Consider the following 19,848-nt stretch of genomic DNA (forward strand, 5'->3'; position numbering starts at 1 on the left):
GCTAGCTGTGCAGTTGGTGCTTTTGCCCTGCGCTAAACTATAAAGGTCTGATTCGTAAAAACCTATTCTCCTTACTAGTTCAGCCCCGCCCGCATGTCTGTTTTATCCGAAGAACTGGTACGCGGCGGGGTAGCCGCGCCCGGCGTTTCCCTACCCCCCCCCGCGCTGCTCAACCTGCCCGAGAAGGTGCTCCAGTTTGGGACTGGCGTGCTGCTGCGCGGCCTCCCCGATTTCCTCGTTGACCAAGCCAACCGCCAGGGCATTTTTAATGGCCGGGTGGTGGTAGTGAAAAGCACCGATGGCGGCGACGCCACCGCCTTTGCCCGCCAAAATGGCCTGTACACGGTGTGCGTGCGCGGCGTGGAAGACGGCCAGAACGTGAGCCAGAACGTGGTGTGCGCCAGCATCAGCCGGGTGCTCTCGGCCAAGAGCCAGTGGGCCGACGTACTGCGAGTGGCCACCAGCCCCGCGCTGCAAATCGTCTTTTCGAACACAACCGAAGTGGGCATTGTGCTCGACGAAGCCGACGATGTGCGCGCCGCGCCGCCACGCTCGTTTCCGGGCAAGCTGCTGGCCGTGCTGCTGGCCCGCTACGAAGCCTTTGCTGGTGCCGCCGATAGGGGCCTGGTCATCGTGCCCACCGAGCTCATCCCCGAAAACGGCACCAGGCTGCACGGCATTCTGCGCACGCTAGCCGAAAACCAGGTGCCCGACCCTGGCTTTCTGCATTGGCTCGAAACGGCTAATAGTATCTGCAACTCGCTGGTAGACCGCATTGTGCCGGGCGCGCCCGCCGCCGCGGCCGCCGCCGAACTGGCCCAGGAGCTGGGCTACACCGACGAGCTGCTGACCATGTCGGAAGTGTACCGGCTGTGGGCCATTGAGGGCAGCGAGCGGGTGCGGGCGGTGCTGAGTTTTGAGCAGGCCGACGCGGGCATTATCGTGCAGCCCGACATCAACCAGTTTCGGGAGCTGAAGCTGCGCCTGCTCAACGGCACCCACTCGCTGGCCTGCGGGCTGGCCGTGCTGGGGGGGGTAGGCACCGTGCGCGAGGCGATGGAAGACGACCACCTGCTGGCCTACATCCGCCACCTGATGCTGGCCGATTTGCTGCCCGGCATTCCCTACCCCCTTGAGGAGCAGGTGGGCCAGCGCTTCGGCATGCAGGTGCTCGACCGCTTCCGCAACCCCGCCGTGGAGCACCGCTGGCTGGCCATCACCCTCAACTACTCGGCCAAGCTGCGGCTGCGCGTGGTGCCCGATTTGCTGCATTACACTAAGCGTTTCGGGGCGGTGCCGCAATACGTGGCGCTGGGCTTCGCGGCCTACCTGCTGTTTATGCGCGGCACCCGCCAGGACGGCGGCCACTGGTACGGCGGGGCGCAGGGCCAGGAATACCTGATTCAGGACGAGCAGGCCGGTTTTTTTGCTGACCTGTGGGCCCACCGCGCGCCCATTGAACTGGTGCAGCAGGTGCTGAGCGACGTGAGCCTGTGGGATACCGACCTCACGGCCCTACCCGGCTTTGCCGAGGCCGTGACGCGCTACCTGTTGCAGCTGCAACAAGTGGGCGCGGCGGCTACTTTAGCTGCCATGTTGAATAAAAACCAGCGGGTGGCGGTTTAATATCAAGGAGCAGTTAGCGAGGAGCAATGAACAACTATTGGCGGCCGCGCGGTGGGGTAGGCTCTCATCAGTTTATCACCTACGCAATTGTTGACTGTTTCTTGCTACTTGTTAAGTACTTATGAAGCATTTAGTTGCTAAAATTCACCCCGCCGATAACGTGCTCGTCGCCCTCACCGACCTGCCCATCGGCACGCCCGTAACCTGGGACGGGCTGACCGTAACCACCACCGAGCAGATACCGGCCAAGCACAAGCTGGCCCTGCAAGCCTTGCAGCCCGGCGACGAAGTGACCATGTACGGCGTGCTGGTGGGCCGCATGGCCGCCCCCGTGGGCCAGGGCGGCCTGCTGACGACGGCCAACATCAAGCACGCCACCGAGTTGTACCAGGAGGGCCAGCACCCGCACAGCTGGGCCCCGCCCGACGTGAGCCAGTTTGCGGGACGCACGTTCATGGGCTTTCACCGGCCCGATGGGCGGGTAGGCACGGCCAATTACTGGCTGGTTATTCCGCTGGTTTTTTGCGAGAACCGCAACATTCAGGTGCTCGAAGAGGCTTTGGTGAACGACCTGGGCTACGCCCGCCGCAAAAGCTACCAGCCCCAGACCCAGGCCCTGCTGGAGCTGCTGCGGGCCGGCAAGTCGGTAGAGGAAATATTAGCCACCGACCTGCACTCGGCCGAAATGGGCCACCAGAAGGCGAAGCCGTTTCCGAACGTGGACGGCATTCGGTTTCTCAGCCACGAGGGCGGCTGCGGCGGCATCCGGCAGGACGCGCAGAGCCTGTGCGGCCTGCTGGCCGGCTACATTACGCACCCCAACGTGGCCGGGGCCACGGTGCTGAGCCTGGGCTGCCAGAACGCGCAGGTGAGCATGTTGCAGGACGAGATTGCCAAGCGCGACCCGCACTTCAGCAAGCCGCTGTTTGTGCTGGAGCAGCAGAAAATCGGCACTGAGGAAGCCCTCGTGAGCACGGCCCTGCGCCAGACTTTTGCCGGCCTCATGCAGGCCAACCAGCAGCAGCGCCAGCCCGCGCCGCTCAGTAAGCTCACCATCGGCCTCGAATGCGGGGGTAGCGATGGCTTTTCGGGCATTTCGGCCAACCCGGCCGTGGGCCACGTTTCGGACCTGCTGGTGGCGCTCGGCGGCTCGGTCATTCTGGCCGAATTTCCGGAGCTGTGCGGCGTGGAGCAGGAAATCGTGAATCGCTCGGTAGACCACGAAACGGCCCAGCGCTTCACCTCGCTGATGAAAGCCTACGGCGACAGCGCCATCGCGGTGGGCTCGGGCTTTGACATGAACCCCTCGCCCGGTAACATCCGCGACGGCCTCATCACCGACGCCATGAAATCGGCGGGCGCAGCCCGCAAGGGCGGCTCGTCGCCGATAGTGGCCGTGCTCGACTACCCCGAATTAGTCACCAAGCCCGGCCTCAACCTGCTCTGCACGCCCGGCAACGACGTAGAAAGCACCACCGCCGAAGTCGGCTCGGGCGCCAACGTGGTGCTCTTCACCACCGGCCTGGGCACGCCCACCGGCAATCCCATCGCCCCGGTCGTCAAAATCAGCTCCAACACCAAGCTGGCCGAGCGCATGCCCGACATCATCGACGTGAACACCGGCACCGTTATCGACGGCGCCGAAACCATTGAGCAGGCCGGCGCCCGCATCCTAGACTACGTTATCCAGGTAGCCAGCGGCTTGGAAGTGAGCGCAGTAAGGCACGGCCAGACCGACTTTATTCCGTGGAAGCGCGGCGTTTCTTTGTAGTCTTTAAGGATAAAAAAGAACGTCATGCTGAGCTTGTCGAAGCATCTCGCTCGTTTCGTCCTCACGATTGAGTTAGTGCTGCACGCGAGATGCTTCGACAAGCTCAGCATGACGTTCTTTTTGCCTCCTCCAGCAATTGATAACTGCTCACTGATAACTGATAATTGAAATGACTCCCTTCCTCTCCGACGACTTCCTGCTGCACTCGGCCACCGCGCGCCAGCTCTACCACTTTCACGCCGCGCCGCAGCCCATTATTGACTACCACTGCCACCTGCCGCCCGACCAGATTGCCCAAAACCGGCAGTTTGAGAACATCACCCAAGTCTGGCTCTACGGCGACCACTACAAGTGGCGCGCCATGCGCGCTAATGGCGTAAATGAGCGCTTCGTGACCGGCGACGCCTCGGACTGGGAGAAGTTTGAGAAGTGGGCCGAAACGGTGCCCTACACCGTGCGCAACCCCCTCTACAACTGGACGCACCTGGAGCTGCGCCGCTACTTCGGCATCACCGAATTATTGAATAAGAACAGTGCTCGCCGCATCTACGACCGATGCAACGAGCTGCTGCAAACCCCCGAATACGCGGTGCAGAGCCTGCTGCGCAAGATGAACGTGGTGACCGTGTGCACCACCGACGACCCCGCCGACTCGCTGGAATACCACCAGGCGCTGGCGGCCACCGACTTCGGCACGCGCATCCTGCCCACTTTCCGCCCCGACAAGGCCATGACGCCCGAGGCGCCCGACTACAACCAGTACCTCGACCGCCTGGGTGCCGCGGCGGGGGTAGGGATTCAAACCTACGCCGATTTGCAGGCGGCGCTGCGCCAGCGCCACGACTTCTTCGCCGCGCAGGGGGGTAGGCTTTCCGACCACGGCCTGGAGCGGCTCTACGTCGCCGATTATACGGAGGCGGAGGTAGCGGCCATCTTCACCAAGGCCCGCGCCGGGCAGGCGCTGAGCGCCGCTGAGGTAGAGCAGTTTAAGTCGGCCATGCTGATTTTCCTGGCCGAGCTGGACTGGGAGAAGGGCTGGACGCAGCAGTTCCACCTGGGGGCGCTGCGCAACAACAACACCCGCGCCCTGCGCCAGCTCGGCCCCGACACGGGCTGGGACTCGATTGGCGATTTTGAGCAGGGTAGGGCGCTGTCGCGCTTCCTCGACCGACTTGATACCCAGGACAAGCTGGCCAAAACGATTCTCTATAACCTCAACCCCGCCGATAACGACCTGTTTGCCACCATGATTGGTAACTTTCAGGATGGCTCGGTGGCCGGCAAGATGCAGTTTGGCTCGGGCTGGTGGTTTCTGGACCAGAAGGACAGCATGGAAAAGCAGCTCAACGCGCTCAGCAACATGGGCTTGCTGAGCCGCTTCGTGGGCATGCTCACCGACTCGCGCAGCTTCCTCTCGTTTCCGCGCCACGAGTACTTCCGCCGCATCTTATGCAACCTGCTGGGCCGCGACGTGGAAAACGGCGAGCTGCCCGCCGAGGAATTGCCCTGGCTGGGTGAGCTGGTCGAAAAAATCAGCTACGGCAACGCCCGCGACTACTTTGGCTTTGCGCCGGCCGCCGCGCCGGCAAGTGCGGAATATTTTGGCGCTAACTAGTTGTTTACTAGAGTTTTATTTTGCCTAATAGGTGACCGCGAAGCTGACTATCGGTATCGTTTGCATTAAAAAAGTGGAGTAGACTACGTTTTTCCAGCATCTTAACGGCCTCCCTTTCAATTCCTATTCCCGTGGCTAGCGCCTGGCCTACCCCCTGCAAAGAAGGCTAAGCGCTCGCCAATTTCCCTTCCCTGATGAAGCAAGTCGTCACCTTCGGCGAAGTAATGATGCGGCTCTCGCCGCCGCTGAACTACCGGCTGCCGCAGACCGCTACCCTCGAAATAACCTACGGCGGCGGCGACGCCAACGTGGCCGCCGCCCTCGCCCAAATGGGCGTGCCGGCCGCCCACGTTTCGGCCTTCCCGGCCAATGAGCTGGGCCACGCGGCCGCCAACCACCTGCGCCGCTACGGCGTGGACACGAGCCACTGCCTCTTCACCGAAGGCCACCGCCTGGGATTATATTTTCTGGAAGTGGGTGCCTCGCTGCGGCCCAGCCGCATCATATACGACCGCGCCGACTCGGCCTTTGCCCACCTCGACCCGAAGGCTTTCAACTGGGAGGAGATTCTAAAAGATGCCGGCTGGCTGCACTGGACGGGCATTACGCCCGCCATTTCGGCCGCCGCCGCCCAGGCCACGGCCGATGCCATTGCGGCCGCGCGCCGGCTGGGCCTCACCGTTTCGGCCGACGTGAATTACCGCCGCAACCTGTGGCAGTACGGCCAGCGGGCGCAGGACGTGATGCCCGACCTCGTGGCCGGCTGCGATATCGTGGTGTGTACTGAGGGCGATGCCGACGACCTGTTTGGCATTAAGGCCGAGGCCAATTCGGACAACGGCTTCAGCTCGATGAGCCAGCAGTTGACCCAGCGCTTCCCCCACATCAAGCGCGTGATTGCGACCCGCCGCCAGACGCAGAGTGCCTCGCACGAACGCATTTGCGGCCTGCTGTGGGACCAAGGCGAGTTTTTGGAGACGCCGTTCTACGACATCTCGCCCGTGGTGGACCGCATTGGCGGCGGCGACTCATTCATTTCGGGCTTCATCTACGGTTCCAACACCTACGAGAGCCAGGCCGACGCGCTTTCGTTCGCCACCATCGCCTCGGCCCTCAAGCACACCATTCACGGTGATATCAACCTGGTGACGCCGGCCGAAGTCGAGCACCTTATGCAGGGCAACCTGACGGGGCGCTTGCTGCGTTGACTTTCAAGTATTAAAGCGCCAAAAAGAACGTCATTCCGAGCTTGCCAAGGAATCTCATTCGCATTATTGAACGACACCCGAACGATTCGCAAGCGGCGCGAGCGAGATTCTTCGGCAAGCTCGGAATAACGTTCTTTTTGCCCCATGCCATTTCTGCTTACTTTATGCTTTCCTCCTCAGAAGTTATCGCCCGCACGCTGCAAGCGCCGCTGGTGCCGGTTTTTTACCACGCCGATGCGGCCTACGCGCAATCAATAGTGCGGGCCTGCTACGCGGGCGGTGTGCGCGTTTTCGAGTTTACCAACCGCGGGGCCAATGCCTTCGAGGTGTTTCAGGAGCTGGCCAAGCTGATTGCCACCGACTGCCCCGACCTGGTGCTGGGCATCGGCACCATCTACACGGCGGCCGATGCCCAGCGCTTCATCGCGGCCGGCGCGGCCTTTGTGGTGCAGCCCGTGACAACGGCCGACGTGGCCGCCGTCTGCCAGCGCCATGACGTGGCCTGGCTGCCCGGTGCCATGACGCTCAATGAGATACACGCGGCCACGCAGCTCGGCGCGCAAATCGTCAAGATATTCCCCGGCAACTTCGTGGGCTCCGATTACATCAGGTCTTTGCGCGGCCCCATGCCCACTACCAAGCTCATGGTGACGGGCGGCGTCGAACCCACCGAAGCCAGCCTCACGGAGTGGTTTGGCGCGGGCGTGAACGTGGTGGGCATCGGTTCACAGCTTTTTAAGGGGGTAGGCGACCCGGCTGCCATTACGGCCCGCGTAGCCCCGCTAATGCAGTTTTTACGGAGCAAGGTGTCTGGCACCTACTAATCGCCTGTCCTTGCGAGCCTGCGAAGCAATCTTTCCTTTAGAGGCGCGCCACTTGCCTGGCGAGGAGCAGACGACCAGGAAAGATTGCTTCGCAGGCTCGCAAGGACAGGCGATTACCCATTGCCCATTACTCACTACCCTATGAATCCCATCCTTCGCAGCTCGCCGCCGGGCACCGACACGTTGGTTATCGGCCGGTACCGTTGGACCATCTGTTCGCTGGTGTTTTTCGCCACCACCATCAACTACCTCGACCGGGCGGTTATCTCGCTGCTGAAGCCGTATCTGGAAAAGGCATTTGACTGGAATTCGGGCGATTACGCCAATATTGAGATTGCCTTTAAGCTGGCTTACGCAGTGGGCATGATTGGGGTAGGACGCATTGTTGACAAACTGGGCACCAAAATCGGCTATGCGCTTTCGACGGCGCTGTGGAGCGTGGCCGCGATGGGCCACGCGCTGGTGAGCAGCACGCTGGGCTTTGGGATAGCGCGGGGCTTTTTGGGGCTGACGGAGGCTGGCAACTTCCCGGCCGCCATCAAGACCACCGCCGAGTGGTTTCCGCAGCGTGAGCGGGCGCTGGCCACGGGCATTTTCAACTCGGGCTCCAACGTGGGGGCCATCATCGCCCCGCTTTCGGTGCCGTGGATGGCGGAGCACTGGGGCTGGCAGTCGGCCTTTCTGGTTACGGGCGCGCTGGGCTTTGTGTGGCTGGTGCTGTGGATGCTCATTTATGACACGCCGGCCAACAGTACCCGCCTGAGCCAGGCCGAGTTTGACTACATCAACGCCGATATTCCGGTGGGCCTGCCGGCCGAAGGCGTAACCGAAGAGAAGCCCAAGGTGGGTTGGCTGCCCCTGCTGGGCTTCCGCCAGACCTGGGCCTTCGTCATCGGCAAGTTCATTACCGACCCTATCTGGTGGTTTTACCTGTTTTGGTTGCCCGACTTTCTGACCAAGCAATACCACCTCACGGGCACGGCCATTGCGCTGCCCGTAGCGGCCGTGTACGTGCTGTCGAGCATCGGCAGCGTGGGCGGCGGCTACCTGCCGCTGGGCTTTATGCGGCGCGGCATGCCGGCCTTCCAGGCGCGTAAGATGGCCATGCTGGTGATTGCGTTCTGCGTGTTTCCAATTGTGTTTGCGCAGTGGCTGGGAACCATGAATATGTGGCTGGCGGTGCTGGTAATTGGCATTGCGGCGGCGGCCCACCAAGCCTGGAGCGCCAACATCTTCACTACCGTATCGGATATGTTTCCGAAGCGGGCGGTGGCCTCGGTCACGGGCATTGGCGGCTTCGCAGGCGGCATGGGCGGCATTGCGCTCACGGCCCTGGTGCAGAAGCGCCTGTTTGTGCATTACGAAGCTATTGGCCGGCTCGACCACGCGTATTTCATCATGTTCCTGATTTGCGGCGCGGCGTATCTGCTCGCCTGGGTGCTGATATTCGCACTGGTGCCGCGCATGGAGCCTATCACGCTTGACGAGCCTACTTCCGCGCGGGGGTAATAACACCTCCCTACCCCCGCCCCAACCTCTGGCCGGGCGGGTTGTTGTGTAGTCTGTTCTTTCACCAACACCTGCCATTTACACCGGCAACACTCTTTTTTTCATGCCCAAAATCATTGCGCCCGAAGTCGAGTTCAGCAAGCTCGTCGCTGACCTCAAGCAGGCGGTTCCCGAAATCTTTACCGCCGATGGCGGCTACCTCAACCTGCTGGAAGGCAAGTGGCAGGAGCCGGGCCAGCCTAAGCCCTTCCACTCGCCCATCGACGGCTCCGACCTTGGCTCGCTACCCATGCTGCAGCACGACCAGGCCCTGCGCGCCGTGCGCGCCGCCAAGGCCGAAGCCGCCGCCTGGGCCGCTACCGACCTCGACGAGCGCAAGCGCCGCGTGCAGGACTGCCTCGACCACCTGCGCCCACACATCGACTTGGTTAGCAAGCTCCTCATATGGGAAATTGGCAAAACCTACAAGCTGGGCTTCAACGACATTGACCGCGCCGTGGAGGGCGTGCAGTGGTACGTGGACAATATCGAGGGCATGCTCGGCGACCGCAAGCCGCTGGGTGTGGTCAGCAACATTGCCTCCTGGAACTACCCGATGTCGGTGCTGATGCACGCGGTGCTGGTGCAGGTGCTGTGCGGCAACTCGGTGATTGCCAAGGCCCCCACCGACGGCGGCTTTATCTCGCTGAGCCTGACTTTTGCCATTGCGCGCCGCGCCGGCCTGCCCGTGACGCTGGTGAGCGGCCCCGGCGGCGAGCTGAGCGACGTGCTCGTGAAGGACCCCGCCGTGGACTGCCTCAGCTTCGTGGGTGGGCGCTACAACGGCCGCAACATCGCCGATGCGCTGGCTTCGCAAGACAAGCGCTACATGCTGGAGATGGAGGGCGTGAACACCTACGGCATCTGGAACTACTCGCAGTGGGACACCCTGGCCGACCAGCTCACCAAGGGCTACGACTACGGCAAGCAGCGCTGCACCGCCTACGTGCGCTGGGTGGTCGAGCGCCGGCTGTTCCCCGAATTCCTCGAAACCTACACCAAGGCCATCAGCAGCCTCAAAATCGGCAACCCTACCCTCGTGGACAAGGCCGGCGACAAGCTGCCCGACCTGGCCTTCGGGCCCGTTATTAATGCTCACCAGGCCGAGGACCTCGACCGGCTCTACGCCGATGCGCTCAAGACCGGGGCCATCCCGTTCTACGAAGGCAAGCTGGATGACAGCCTCTTCCTGCCCGGCCAGGACCGCTCAGCCTACCGCGCCCCGCGCGCGCTGGTGGGCCTACCCCGCCAGGCCGAGCTGTACTTCAAGGAGCCCTTCGGCCCCATCGACTCGGTGGTGCTGGTAGACCGCGTGGAGGAGTTAGTGGGCGAGATGAACATTTCGAACGGCGCGCTGGTAACGGCCCTCGGCTCAGACGATGAGCAGTGGGCCACCCGCACCGGCAAGGAGCTGCGCGCCTTCAAGGTGGGCATCAACAAGCTGCGCTCGCGCGGTGACCGCGAGGAAGTATTCGGCGGCCTGGGCGAAAGCTGGAAAGGCGCTTTCGTGGGAGGCAAGCTGCTGGTGGAGGCTGTGACCCAGGGCAGCCACGGCCAACCCGTGCTCGGCAACTACCCCGACGCGATTCTGCTGCCGGAAAAGGCGTAGGTATTTTATTCTAAAATGTATCGGGGCCGTTTTCCAGCTGGAAAGCGGCCCTTTTGCTTGCTACCCCACCCGCCCGTACTGAACAAGCTAGTCGCGCTGCTTTTCATCCTGGCCGCTTTTCGCGCCTACGCCCAGGCCCCTACCCCCGCCCTCGACCGGAAAGCGTCGGCTACGCTGCTCACCTACCTGCTTCAATAGGTGCACCAGTAGTATAAGCCGCGCATTTACCAGTCGCAAAGTGACTAGGTGCAGATGAGCGGCGGGCCACTGCCATTCGAGCATTTGCTGGGAAACTCAGCGGCTACGAATGAGTATTCGGAGGTGCTACCGGGCGGGCTGCGCTCTTACAACGTGCCCGACCTATGCCGGGTATACTAGGCAGCCGGCCACCATCCTAGCGCGTTTTATGAGGCTGCCTCGCCTAAAAAAAGAGCTTGAAAAAAATTGTACTTACAAATGATAAAATTGAATTGGAAATAACAACAAGCCTATTGTACCTTTGAATCGGTCAAACAAAATGCGCAAGCAGTTATTGGCCGACTTAGTCTCTTCCCTACTCTTTTTTACGCTGATGAATACACTACTTACCCTGCTCGTATCGCTGACTTTTTACGGGCATTCGGGGCCCAGTTCCTCGCATGACATCGAGCGGCCTACACCGAGCGTTGGAGTTATCAGCGGCGGCGGCATTCAGGCCAGCCCGTTGGTACGCTACCTGGCCGCCACGCTCCAGCTACCGCAAGAGCGAGCCGTAGTTGTGCAGCAGGCGGTGCAAAAGCACCAGCGCCTGACCCGCACGCCCGAGCGGCTGGCGCAGTGCCTGGAGCAGGTGCTCACCCCCACTGAGTTTGCCTACTACCAGCACCTGCAGAACCGCGCCGAGATAGCCGCCAACCTGCGCAGCCTGGCCACCCGCTAGGCGCTACGGCCCGCGCCTCTACTGGCTCTCCCCTACCCCCTCCCGGCGGCTGAACCGCAGCCGTAACTCGCCGGGCCGCAGCGTAATGAGCGGGCTCAGCCCCGGCAGGCCCGGCCCTACCGGGTTTATCTCGAAACGGCGCACCGCCTGAATCAGTACCAGCTGCAGCTCGGTGAGGGCAAACTGGTTGCCTACGCACAGGCGCGGCCCGCCACCAAAGGGCAGGTAGGCGTAGGTGGGCGGTGCGGGCACGGCCCCCGGCGCGAAGCGCTCGGGCCGGAACTGCTCGGCCTCGGGCCACAGGCCGGGGTGGTGGTGCAGGCCGTAGAGATAGAGCGAAAACAGCGTGCCTTGGGCAATGGCTACCCCCTGAAACTCGTCGGGCTCGGTGGCTACGCGGTCCATTATCCAGGCTGGGGGGTAGAGGCGCAGGGTTTCCTGCACCACTTGCAGGGCGTAGGGCAGCCGGGGCAGGTCCTCAAACTCTACTTCCCGGCCGGCGGGCAGCTCGCGGGCTATTTCGTGGGCCAGCTGCTGCTGGGCGGCGGGGTGGTGGGCCAGCAGCGCAAAGGCCCAGGCCAGGGCATTGGCTGAGGTTTCGTGGCCGGCCACGAGCAGGATGTTCAGCTCATCGAGCAGCTGGTTTTCACTCATGGCCGCGCCGTCGTCCTCGTAGCGGGCATCGAGTAGCATTTGCAGGAGGTCATCGGGCGGGGGCGTACCGGCGGGGGCCGCCGCCAGGGCCGCCTGATGCCGGCCAATAGCCCCGCGCACCAGCTCGCGCAATCGGGTAGCTAGCCGGTCGTGGCGACCATAATTACCCCGCGCCCAGTGCCAGGGCCGCAAATACGGCTGACGGATGGTGCTGATGTAAAATGCCTGAATGGCCGTGAGCCAGTCGCTGAGCTGGGCCAGCTCGCTATCGGCTAGGCTATCGCCAAACACCGACCGCGCTACGATGCAGAAGGCCACCCGCGTAGTGGCGGCGTGGGCATCCAGCTCCACTACCCCTTTGCTTTCAGCGAGTTGCGCCTCTACACTCGCTACCCACTCGTCGGCCGCCTGGCGCATGAGGCGCGTGAGACCCGCCAGCCGCTGCCGGTGAAAGCCCGGCTGAATGAGCCGGCGCTGCCGCAGCCAGTCGGCCCCCTCATTCGTCAGCAGGCCCCGGCCCAGGTAGCGCAGCAGCCCATGCGTGAGGTCCGATTTGTGGTAGCGCCGGTGGTTCTTTTGCAGCACGTGCTGCACCAGCGCTGGGTCGCGGGTCACCACCGAGGGCCGCACGCCGCCCAGGTATAAGCGCACGGTATCACCGTAGTGGGCCAGCGCCTGGTTGAGCGTGCCAATGGGGTCGCGCGCCGACTTCAACGAACTACGTAGAGTGATAATCCGCGGAACCTGGGGCCAGTTTTTCAAGGGGAAGGGGGTAGGAGGGTGAGGAGAACAACGTTTGTCCTTGCGAGCGCAGCGCGGCAATCTTTCCTTCACGTCAGGATTCATAACCCAAATGTGCAGGAAAGATTGCCGCGCTGCGCTCGCAAGGGCAAATGGTTTAATTAATCTTCCAACACCAACTCCCGCGGCAATTCAAATTTCAGCTCGCGGCTCTTTTTGCGGCCGTGCAGCTGGGTTAGAAAGTCGTCCAGCTCCGACTTGTATTCCAGCCACAAGTCCTCGTGCAAGTCTTTCACAATCAATTTAGTCAGGCGCAGCGTCAGCCGGGCCGTGCCCACAAAAAAGCCCTGGTAGACGCTATCAAACTGCCCGGTATAATTGTCAAAAATCAGCCGCAGGGTATACATGCCGAGGTCAATTTCGAGCTGCTTGCTCTTGGTGACGCGGCGGGCGCGGGTGGCTTCCTGACCGGCCGCACGCAGGGCTTTTACCAGGCTTCGGTTGAGCAGGCGGCCCGTCACGGCCACGTTGAACAACTCGTGTACGCGGTCGGCGCTGGCCTCGTAGATGCTGGCCAGCGTCACGTCGGGCAGCAGCTCGTAGCGGAGCGTGTCGTGCAGCTCGGCATCGCGGCGCGCGGCGCGCAGCAGCAGGGCCGCCAGCTCCTTGTCAGAGAGGCGAGCCAGCGCTTTCTTAAAATCGGCGGAAGGAACGGGCATGTAGTTGTCAATGAAGAAGCGGGGGGATGAATGCGGGTTTTACTCTGGTCACTTTCGGCGCCCGCCTCCTGCGTTTTCCTCAAAAATACCGGCAAAGCCGGGCCGGAAATTTACGTCGGCCGGCCCCTACCCCCACGCCGGGCCGCAACGCCCCGGCTACTGAGCCGTTTACCTCCATGCCGCGCGGGTTCTGGCCCTGGCCGCTCGCCAGGGGGTAGGGCCGGCCTCAGCGCGGCACTCATTCTTTTTCCCAAAATCCATGAAGTACAATCTGTTGGGTAATACGGGCCTGAAAGTATCCGAGCTTTGCCTGGGCACGATGACCTTTGGCAGCACCGGCGGCCGCTTTGCCGCCATCAACGGGGTAGACCAGGCCGGGGCGGATGCCCTCACCAAGCGTTCGCTCGACGCGGGCATCAATTTTATTGATACGGCCAATATTTATACCGAGGGCCAGTCGGAGGAAATGACCGGCCAGGCCCTGCGCAACCTGGGCGTGAACCGCTACGACATCGTGCTGGCTACCAAGGTGCGCGGCAAAATGGGCGACGGCCCCAACGATGCGGGCCTCACCCGCAAGCATATTATGGCCCAGGCCGAGGCCAGCCTCAAGCGCCTGAATACCGACTACATCGACCTCTACCAAACCCACAGCTTCGACCCGCTCACGCCTTGGGAGGAAACCCTGCGCGCCCTCGACGACCTGGTGCGCAGCGGCAAGGTGCGCTACCTCGGGGCCAGCAACGTAGCCGCCTGGCAGCTGATGAAAGCGCTCGGCGTGTCGCGGCACGAGCGCCTCGAAAAATACGTGTCGCTGCAAGCTTACTACACCATTGCAGGGCGCGATTTGGAGCGCGAGCTGGTGCCACTGCTGCTCGACCAGAAAGTGGGCCTCCTGGTGTGGAGCCCGCTGGCCGGCGGCTTTCTCAGCGGCAAATATACCCGCGAAAACCAAAAAGGCGAAGGCCGCCGCAGCGGCTTCGACTTTCCGCCCGTTGATAAAGACCTCGCTTTCAATATTATTGATAAGCTACGGCCAATGGCTGAGGCCAAGGGCAGCACCGTGGCTGCGCTGGCGCTGGCCTGGCTGTTGCACCAGCCGGTGGTCAGCACGGTTATCATTGGGGCCAAAAAAATGGACCAGCTGGAAGATAACCTCACGGCGATAGACGTAAAATTCACCTCCGACGAGCTGAAGGAACTGGCCGAGGTAAGCCAGCTCGCCCCCGAGTATCCCGGCTGGATGCTGGACCTCACTTCCGGCGACCGCCAGCCCTCGTAAGCGGGGGTAGGGACCAGCCAGCCCGGCCGCTCGCGCCTACCGGGCATGGGCGGCCGGGCTTTTTCTGTGTTTCTGCACGAAACGAAACCGCCGCCGCCGGGGTTATCAACCGATACTTCCGAATGACCGTCGGCCCCGGCCGCCGTATTTTTGCGTTATGGCTTTCCCCGCTACCCGCCCGCAGATTGATTACCAGGACGATGTGCTCCTGCTCGAAGAAGAGCAGGAACTGCGCACGCTCATGGTCTACAACGACGACGTGAACACCTTCGAGCACGTTATTCAGACGCTGATTGAGGTGTGCGGCCACGAGCCCGAGCAGGCCGAGCAGTGCACGCTACTTATTCATTATAAGGGCAAGTGCGCGGTTAAAAACGGCACCTTCGAGGAGTTGGAGCCCCGTTGCTCCGCCATTCACGACCGCGGCATTTCGGCCGATATTGTTTGATTTTCTAATCGTTAGGGCGGTTTTATTTCCAGAATGGATTTTCCTTCCAAGCTCATTGAAAACGCGGTAGTGGAGCTGTCGCGGCTGCCCGGCATCGGCAAAAAAACCGCCCTGCGCCTGGCGCTGCACCTGCTCAAGGCTGAGAGCGACACCACCGCCAACCTGGCCGAGGCGCTGGCCAAAATGCGCTTCGATATTACATATTGCCGCACCTGCCATAGTATTTCGGACAGCGAGGAATGCAGCATTTGCGCCAATAAGCTGCGCGACCACGCGCTGGTGTGCGTGGTGGCCGATGTGCGCGACGTCATCGCCATCGAAAATACGGGGCAGTATCAGGGCGTGTATCACGTGCTGGGCGGCGTTATCTCGCCCATCGAGGGGGTAGGGCCGGCCGACTTACAGGTGGATTCGCTGGTGGCGCGCGCCGGGGCCGAGGACTCCGAAATCCGCGAGATTATCCTGGCCATCTCGCCCACGATGGAGGGCGACACCACGGCCTTCTACCTCTCGCGCCGCCTGCGCGACTTTGAGAGCCTGAATATCAGCACCATCGCCCGCGGCATCCCAATGGGTGGCGAGCTGGAATACGCCGACGAAATCACCCTGGGCCGCAGCATCGTGGAGCGCCAGCGCCAAACGCGGTAGGGTATAAAACCAGTTTTCCTTGCGAGCGCAGCGCGGTAATGACAAGATGAGTGGGCGCTTGCAATGACGACCGGCCCCGTAATTTCGCCTTCCTGTGGTGAAGCTCTCCGTCGTTATCGTCAACTACAACGTTTGCTACTTTCTGGAGCAGACGCTGCTTTCGGTGCGAGCGGCGGCGGCGGCGCTGGGCGAGCCAGTGGAGGTATTCGTGGTGGACAACCACTCGGCCGATGATTCGGTGGCAATGGTGCAGGCGCGCTTTCCGGAGGTCATTCTCCTGGAGAACCAGGATAATCCCGGCTTTTCCAAGGCCAACAACCAAGCCCTGCGCCGCGCCACGGGCCAGTACCAGCTACTGCTGAACCCCGATACGCTGGTGGAGGAAGCCACCTTCCGGCGCTGCTGCGATTTTATGGATGCGCACACGCGCTGCGGCGGCCTGGGCGTGCAAATGCTTGATGGTCAGGGCCAGTTTTTACCCGAAAGCAAGCGCGGCCTCCCTACCCCGGCGGTAGCTTTTTATAAGATATTCGGGCTGGCGCGGCTCTTCCCACGCTCGCGCACCTTCGGGCGCTATCATTTGGGCTTTCTGGACAAGGAGGAGGCGCACGAAGTGGATGTGCTCAGCGGGGCGTTTATGCTGCTGCGCCGGGCCGCGCTGGAGGGGGTAGGGCTGCTCGATGAGGACTATTTTATGTACGGCGAGGACATCGACCTCTCGTACCGGCTCACGCGCGGCGGCTGGCAAAACTGGTATTTTCCCGGCGTCCGCATTCTCCATTACAAGGGCGAAAGCACCAAGCGCACGAGCGTCAACTACGTGTTTGTATTTTACCGGGCGATGGTCATTTTTGCCCGTAAGCACTTCGCCACGAGTCAGGCCGGGCTATTTTCGGTGCTGATAAACGCGGCCATCTGGCTGCGGGCGGGCGCGGCGGTGGCCCAGCGCCTGGCCATTGCCGCCGCCCCGGTGCTGCTCGATGCGGGCCTGCTCTTCGCCGGCATGTTTGCCCTCAAAATCTACTGGGAGCGCAACCACAAGTACGTGCCCCTGCCCTACCCCCCCCAGTACATGCTGGTGGCCGTGCCGCTCTACATTATTGTTTGGCTCACAACCGTTTGGCTGAGCGGTGGCTACGACCCGCCGGTCCGCGCCAGCCGCGTGGTGCGGGGCGTGGCGGTGGGCACGGTCCTCATTTCGGCCGTGTCGAACTTCTTCGATAGCTGGCGCTTTTCGAAGGCGCTGATTGTGCTGGGCGGCACCTGGGCGGTGGCCGCGCTGGTGGGCCGGCGGGTATTCAGCCACTGGCTGCGCTACGGCAGCCTGCGCCTGAGCGAGAACCGCCCCAAAACCCTGGCCATCGTGGGCAGCCGCGCCGAAAGCCAGCGCGTGCGCCAGCTGCTGGCCCAGGCCCAGGTGCCCGCCAAAATCATTGGCTTCATCACGCCCGATTGGCCTGCCAACTATGCTCCTACCCCCTCCGTAGCTGACCACCTCGGCACGGTGGCCGAGCTGCCCGCGCTGCTGCGCATCTACGGCCTTACCGAGCTAATTTTTTGCGGGCAGGACCTGCCCGCCAGCCAGATTATTGACCTCATGGCCCGGCTGCCGGCCCAGCCGCCGGTGGCCTTCAAGATTTTGCCGACGGGCAGCCAGTACATCATCGGCAGCAGCCACAAAGATGCCCCCGGCGACTACTACGCCCTCGACCATTCGTGGCGCCTGGGCCAGCCCGCCCAGCGCCGCAACAAGCGCCTGCTCGACCTGGTAATTGCGGGGATAGTGCTGGGAATGAGCCCCTTGCTGCTCTGGGGCCAGCGCTGCCCCGGCGGCCTGCTGCCCCACGTGGCCCAGGTGCTGCGCGGCCGCCGCAGCTGGGTGGGCCTGCGCTATTTGCCCGAAGCCAGCCGCTACCCCGCCGTGCTTTCGCCGGCCGATGTGGCGGCCACCGCCGAGCTGCTCTCCTCCGAAACCCGCTGCCGGCTAGAGCGGCTCTACGCGCAGGACTATGCTCCCAGCTTTGACCTGGAGGTAGTGTGGCGCGGCTGGCGCAGACTGGGGGGGTAGGGAGCGCACTATTTGCAGCGAAGGCTAGCTGCCGGCGCTGCGCGTAAGCATCACCAGCAGAATTACTTGCGCCGGGTTTTTAGGCGACAGCTTGTTCTCGAAGCTATCCAGCTCGTAGCCTTTGGCCAGCCATTCTTTTACTTCCTTAAACCCCAGCAGCTCGGCCTTGGTAAAGGGTACGGGCGCAACCGGCGGCCCGGCTTTGGGTACCTCGGAAAGAAACGTGAGTATTTTGGTGGCGGGCAGGTCGGTGGTTGGCATGAATGATTCAGCGAAGACTACTTTGGTGACTTATTGGGTAACGCAGAAGGCCCGGATAGCCACAATTGTTGCTTTTACGCGGATTAGGTGCACAAGAACCAGCGGTTTGCGAATACTTTTGCGACTCGCACCTTCTTTTATCGTTTAAGAATATGGCTCCCAGCAACTCTGCGGCTACCGCGCCGGCCGACCCGACCGCCTATCTCTCCGACCGCATTCTCCAGATTCAGGAGTCGGCCACCATCGCGATGGCGAAGAAAAGCCGCGAGCTGGCCGCCCAGGGCGTGGACGTGATTAACCTGAGCTTCGGCGAGCCCGATTTTCAGACCCCGCAGTACATCAAGGATGCCGCTAAGAAGGCGATTGACGACGGCTACACCTTCTACACGCCAGTACCGGGCTACCTCGACTTGCGCCAGGCAATCTGCGATAAGCTCTTGCGCGACAACAAATTAACCTACGCTCCCAATCAGATTGTGGTGAGCACTGGGGCCAAGCAGGCGCTCAGCAACATCATTATGGCGCTGGTGAACCCCGGCGACGAGGTTATCATCTTTTCGCCCTACTGGGTGAGCTATGCCGCCCAGATTGAGCTGGCCGAGGGCGTGCCCGTGCCCGTTATGGGCACGCTCGACAACGATTATAAGGCAACGGCCGCCGAGTTTGAGGCCGCCATTACGCCGCGCACCAAGGCCGTGATGTACTCCTCGCCCTGCAACCCTACGGGTGCCGTGTTCAGCCGCGCCGAGCTGGGTGCCATTGCGGAGGTGCTGGCCCGCCACCCCGGCATTTTTGCCATCGCCGACGAGATTTACGAGTACATCAACTTCACCGATGAGCACGTGAGCCTGGCGCAGTTTGACCAGGTTAAGGACCAGGTAATCACCATCAACGGCTTCTCCAAAGGCTACGCTATGACGGGCTGGCGCCTGGGCTACCTGGCCGCGCACCCCGCCATCGCAGCAGCCTGCGACAAGCTGCAGAGCCAGATTACATCCGGCACCTGCTCCATTGCGCAGCGCGCCGGCCTGGCCGCGTTGCAGGGGGGTAGGGCCTCGGCCGATGAGATGGTGACCGCCTACCAGCGCCGCCGCGACCTCGTGCTGAACCTGGTAAAAGACATTCCGGGCCTCATCACGCCTACCCCCGACGGCGCGTTCTATATCTTCCCCAACGTGTCGGCCTTCTTCGGCCGCACCGCGCCCGATGGCACGGTCATTCGCGACTCGTCGGACCTGGCGCTGTACCTGCTGCGCGACACCTTCGTGTCGGCCGTGAGCGGCGACTCGTTTGGCGCGCCCGACTGCATCCGCTTCAGCACTGCCGCGGCCGATGAGAAGCTGACTGAGGCGTTTGCGCGCATCAAGCGCAGCCTGGGGGAATTGAAGTAAGAGCTTGATTAGTAGAACATAAGAAAGCCCGGCCGAAAATTTCGGCCGGGCTTTCTTATGTTGGAATTCTTATGACAAAGAGTAATTAACGGTGGTAAGCCTTGCAGCATTGCCGCCGGCTGGCTGAGCACTCAAGCACTCCACAGCCGCATTCCCAGCCAGCCGTAAGTACCCAGCACCGCTACCAGAAAGCCCAGCCCCCCGTAGGTGAGCAGCAAGTACCAGGCCACCAGCCGGCTGCGAAACTGGCGAAACCGGTAGAGCAACAGACCCAACCCGGCCAGCGCGCACCCGCTGAAGGCCAGTGGCCCGGCAAAGACCAGCACTGTGTCCGCGTTCAGGTGGTCGGGGCGCTCCACGTGGCTGACTACCCCATTAAAAGCCCAGACGGTGACTACCAGGGCCAGCACGGCCAGCAGCGGCAGCACCCGCGGCAGCACCTGCGCCGGGGGCAGCCGCCGGCGCAGCGCCTATACCAGCCAAACCAGTCCCGCGAGGCTGGCCGTAATCACCAGC

At 62.4% G+C, this 19,848-nt stretch carries 18 protein-coding genes; 14 read left to right on the forward strand and 4 right to left on the reverse strand.

The window, feature by feature from the left end; genetic code table 11:
• Nucleotides 1-93 precede the first annotated feature (93 nt).
• The 9 genes from LC531_RS11285 to LC531_RS11325 all read left to right on the forward strand — a co-directional run bounded on the left by LC531_RS11285 (nucleotide 94) and on the right by LC531_RS11325 (nucleotide 11,120).
• Nucleotides 94-1,626 (forward strand): tagaturonate reductase, encoded by a 1,533-nt coding sequence (locus LC531_RS11285; RefSeq protein WP_223650395.1) that lies wholly within the window; start codon nucleotides 94-96, stop codon nucleotides 1,624-1,626.
• 121 nt (nucleotides 1,627-1,747) lie between these two features.
• On the forward strand, nucleotides 1,748-3,397 hold the full coding sequence (locus tag LC531_RS11290) for a UxaA family hydrolase (protein ID WP_223650396.1): 1,650 nt from the start codon (nucleotides 1,748-1,750) through the stop codon (nucleotides 3,395-3,397).
• A gap of 169 nt (nucleotides 3,398-3,566) precedes the next feature.
• A complete protein-coding gene (gene uxaC / locus LC531_RS11295; RefSeq protein ID WP_223650397.1) occupies nucleotides 3,567-5,012 on the forward strand; it encodes a glucuronate isomerase in 1,446 nt (481 codons plus the stop codon).
• A 194-nt stretch (nucleotides 5,013-5,206) separates the two neighbouring features.
• Nucleotides 5,207-6,220 carry a sugar kinase gene (locus LC531_RS11300; protein ID WP_223650398.1) on the forward strand — a complete coding sequence of 338 codons (1,014 nt, stop codon included), beginning with the start codon at nucleotides 5,207-5,209 and terminating at the stop codon, nucleotides 6,218-6,220.
• A 164-nt stretch (nucleotides 6,221-6,384) separates the two neighbouring features.
• Complete coding sequence (locus LC531_RS11305; RefSeq protein WP_223650399.1) at nucleotides 6,385-7,044, forward strand: beta/alpha barrel domain-containing protein; 660 nt, start codon at nucleotides 6,385-6,387, stop codon at nucleotides 7,042-7,044.
• Between the two features lie 141 nt (nucleotides 7,045-7,185).
• Nucleotides 7,186-8,553, forward strand: coding sequence for an MFS transporter (locus tag LC531_RS11310; protein ID WP_223650400.1), 1,368 nt, complete (start codon nucleotides 7,186-7,188; stop codon nucleotides 8,551-8,553).
• A 103-nt stretch (nucleotides 8,554-8,656) separates the two neighbouring features.
• Nucleotides 8,657-10,201, forward strand: a complete 1,545-nt coding sequence (locus LC531_RS11315; RefSeq protein ID WP_223650401.1) for an aldehyde dehydrogenase family protein — start codon at nucleotides 8,657-8,659, stop codon at nucleotides 10,199-10,201.
• A 57-nt stretch (nucleotides 10,202-10,258) separates the two neighbouring features.
• The gene (locus LC531_RS11320) at nucleotides 10,259-10,399 is read left to right on the forward strand and encodes a hypothetical protein (protein WP_223650402.1); all 141 of its coding nucleotides are present in this window, start codon (nucleotides 10,259-10,261) and stop codon (nucleotides 10,397-10,399) included.
• A gap of 373 nt (nucleotides 10,400-10,772) precedes the next feature.
• The gene (locus LC531_RS11325) at nucleotides 10,773-11,120 is read left to right on the forward strand and encodes a hypothetical protein (RefSeq protein ID WP_223650403.1); all 348 of its coding nucleotides are present in this window, start codon (nucleotides 10,773-10,775) and stop codon (nucleotides 11,118-11,120) included.
• Nucleotides 11,121-11,138: 18 nt separating this feature from the next.
• Here the strand turns inward: LC531_RS11325 and LC531_RS11330 are convergent, their stop codons facing one another.
• Complete coding sequence (locus LC531_RS11330) at nucleotides 11,139-12,536, reverse strand: cytochrome P450 (RefSeq protein ID WP_223650404.1); 1,398 nt, start codon at nucleotides 12,534-12,536, stop codon at nucleotides 11,139-11,141.
• A gap of 140 nt (nucleotides 12,537-12,676) precedes the next feature.
• Nucleotides 12,677-13,234, reverse strand: a complete 558-nt coding sequence (locus LC531_RS11335) for a hypothetical protein (RefSeq protein WP_223650405.1) — start codon at nucleotides 13,232-13,234, stop codon at nucleotides 12,677-12,679.
• Between the two features lie 259 nt (nucleotides 13,235-13,493).
• Here LC531_RS11335 and LC531_RS11340 point away from each other — a divergent pair, with 259 nt between their 5' ends.
• The 4 genes from LC531_RS11340 to LC531_RS11355 all read left to right on the forward strand — a co-directional run bounded on the left by LC531_RS11340 (nucleotide 13,494) and on the right by LC531_RS11355 (nucleotide 17,680).
• Complete coding sequence (locus LC531_RS11340; protein ID WP_223650406.1) at nucleotides 13,494-14,516, forward strand: aldo/keto reductase; 1,023 nt, start codon at nucleotides 13,494-13,496, stop codon at nucleotides 14,514-14,516.
• A 157-nt stretch (nucleotides 14,517-14,673) separates the two neighbouring features.
• Complete coding sequence (locus LC531_RS11345) at nucleotides 14,674-14,964, forward strand: ATP-dependent Clp protease adaptor ClpS (protein WP_223650407.1); 291 nt, start codon at nucleotides 14,674-14,676, stop codon at nucleotides 14,962-14,964.
• Nucleotides 14,965-14,997: 33 nt separating this feature from the next.
• The gene (gene recR / locus LC531_RS11350; RefSeq protein WP_223650408.1) at nucleotides 14,998-15,612 is read left to right on the forward strand and encodes a recombination mediator RecR; all 615 of its coding nucleotides are present in this window, start codon (nucleotides 14,998-15,000) and stop codon (nucleotides 15,610-15,612) included.
• 97 nt (nucleotides 15,613-15,709) lie between these two features.
• Complete coding sequence (locus LC531_RS11355) at nucleotides 15,710-17,680, forward strand: glycosyltransferase (protein ID WP_223650409.1); 1,971 nt, start codon at nucleotides 15,710-15,712, stop codon at nucleotides 17,678-17,680.
• A 24-nt stretch (nucleotides 17,681-17,704) separates the two neighbouring features.
• Here LC531_RS11355 and LC531_RS11360 read toward each other — a convergent pair whose 3' ends face one another.
• Nucleotides 17,705-17,941 (reverse strand): hypothetical protein, encoded by a 237-nt coding sequence (locus LC531_RS11360; RefSeq protein ID WP_223650410.1) that lies wholly within the window; start codon nucleotides 17,939-17,941, stop codon nucleotides 17,705-17,707.
• Between the two features lie 152 nt (nucleotides 17,942-18,093).
• On the opposite strand from LC531_RS11360, the gene LC531_RS11365 reads away from it, so the two are divergent.
• Entirely contained in the window at nucleotides 18,094-19,332 is a 1,239-nt protein-coding gene (locus LC531_RS11365; protein ID WP_223650411.1) for a pyridoxal phosphate-dependent aminotransferase, read from the forward strand.
• 131 nt (nucleotides 19,333-19,463) lie between these two features.
• Here LC531_RS11365 and LC531_RS11370 read toward each other — a convergent pair whose 3' ends face one another.
• Nucleotides 19,464-19,772, reverse strand: a complete 309-nt coding sequence (locus LC531_RS11370; RefSeq protein WP_223650412.1) for a hypothetical protein — start codon at nucleotides 19,770-19,772, stop codon at nucleotides 19,464-19,466.
• Between the last annotated feature and the right edge of the window lie 76 nt (nucleotides 19,773-19,848).

This window comes from Hymenobacter psoromatis, from assembly GCF_020012125.1.
Lineage (GTDB): Bacteria > Bacteroidota > Bacteroidia > Cytophagales > Hymenobacteraceae > Hymenobacter > Hymenobacter psoromatis.

What these genes read in the sequence shown, in the direction of transcription:
- LC531_RS11285 (WP_223650395.1), top strand. Translation starts at nt 94, where the DNA reads ATGTCTGTTTTATCCGAAGAACTGGTACGCGGCGGGGTAGCCGCGCCC.
- LC531_RS11290 (WP_223650396.1), top strand. Translation starts at nt 1,748, where the DNA reads ATGAAGCATTTAGTTGCTAAAATTCACCCCGCCGATAACGTGCTCGTC.
- uxaC (WP_223650397.1), top strand. Translation starts at nt 3,567, where the DNA reads ATGACTCCCTTCCTCTCCGACGACTTCCTGCTGCACTCGGCCACCGCG.
- LC531_RS11300 (WP_223650398.1), top strand. Translation starts at nt 5,207, where the DNA reads ATGAAGCAAGTCGTCACCTTCGGCGAAGTAATGATGCGGCTCTCGCCG.
- LC531_RS11305 (WP_223650399.1), top strand. Translation starts at nt 6,385, where the DNA reads ATGCTTTCCTCCTCAGAAGTTATCGCCCGCACGCTGCAAGCGCCGCTG.
- LC531_RS11310 (WP_223650400.1), top strand. Translation starts at nt 7,186, where the DNA reads ATGAATCCCATCCTTCGCAGCTCGCCGCCGGGCACCGACACGTTGGTT.
- LC531_RS11315 (WP_223650401.1), top strand. Translation starts at nt 8,657, where the DNA reads ATGCCCAAAATCATTGCGCCCGAAGTCGAGTTCAGCAAGCTCGTCGCT.
- LC531_RS11325 (WP_223650403.1), top strand. Translation starts at nt 10,773, where the DNA reads ATGAATACACTACTTACCCTGCTCGTATCGCTGACTTTTTACGGGCAT.
- LC531_RS11335 (WP_223650405.1), bottom strand. Translation starts at nt 13,234, where the DNA reads ATGCCCGTTCCTTCCGCCGATTTTAAGAAAGCGCTGGCTCGCCTCTCT.
- LC531_RS11340 (WP_223650406.1), top strand. Translation starts at nt 13,494, where the DNA reads ATGAAGTACAATCTGTTGGGTAATACGGGCCTGAAAGTATCCGAGCTT.
- LC531_RS11345 (WP_223650407.1), top strand. Translation starts at nt 14,674, where the DNA reads ATGGCTTTCCCCGCTACCCGCCCGCAGATTGATTACCAGGACGATGTG.
- recR (WP_223650408.1), top strand. Translation starts at nt 14,998, where the DNA reads ATGGATTTTCCTTCCAAGCTCATTGAAAACGCGGTAGTGGAGCTGTCG.
- LC531_RS11360 (WP_223650410.1), bottom strand. Translation starts at nt 17,941, where the DNA reads ATGCCAACCACCGACCTGCCCGCCACCAAAATACTCACGTTTCTTTCC.
- LC531_RS11365 (WP_223650411.1), top strand. Translation starts at nt 18,094, where the DNA reads ATGGCTCCCAGCAACTCTGCGGCTACCGCGCCGGCCGACCCGACCGCC.